The organism is Kocuria sp. CPCC 205263 (assembly GCF_040981075.1).
GTDB classification, from domain to species: Bacteria; Actinomycetota; Actinomycetes; order Actinomycetales; family Micrococcaceae; genus Kocuria; species Kocuria rosea.
This window is the reverse complement of sequence record NZ_JAVKPV010000064.1, coordinates 1-573: the sequence shown is the minus strand read 5'-3', so window position 1 is coordinate 573 and position 573 is coordinate 1. Positions and strand designations below refer to the sequence as shown.

Genomic DNA, 573 nt, shown 5'->3' with positions numbered 1-573 from the left:
CACCTACGGGTCCCTGTGCGCGGCGTGCTACCTGCGAGAATCCGGCGGCAGGCTGGGCTGAGGGGTTAGCCCCGACACGTAAACTGCCCGTATGAGCACCGACTTCTCTCCCGTGGACCTGGCCACCGCCCGTGAGCGCCTGCGCGAACTGATCAAGGGCCTCGCCGTGGTGCGGGGCAAGGTCACGCTGGCCAGCGGCATCGAAGCGGACTACTACGTGGACCTGCGCCGCGTGACCCTGCACCACGAGGCTTCCCGGTACGTGGGTCAGGTCATGCTCGGTCTGCTGGACGAGGCCGGGATCGCGTTCGACGCCGCCGGTGGGCTCACCATGGGCGCGGACCCGGTGGGCCACGCGATCATGCGCACGGCCGGGGACCAGGGCCGCGCCGTCGACACCTTTGTGGTGCGCAAGGCTCAGAAGTCCTACGGCATGGGGCGTCAGGTGGAGGGCCCCAGCGTGGTGGGCCGCAACGTGGTGGTCGTGGAGGACACCTCCACCACCGGCGGTTCCGCCCTGACCGCCGTGGAGGCGCTGCAGAAGGCGGGCGCGAACGTCGTGGCCGTTGCCGT

General features: G+C 70.3%; 1 protein-coding gene. It reads left to right on the top strand.

The window, feature by feature from the left end:
- Positions 1-91: 91 nt before the first annotated feature.
- Positions 92-573, top strand: a 482-nt coding sequence (locus RF647_RS19140; RefSeq protein WP_368813118.1) for an orotate phosphoribosyltransferase, incomplete at its 3' end; no start/stop codon positions are given.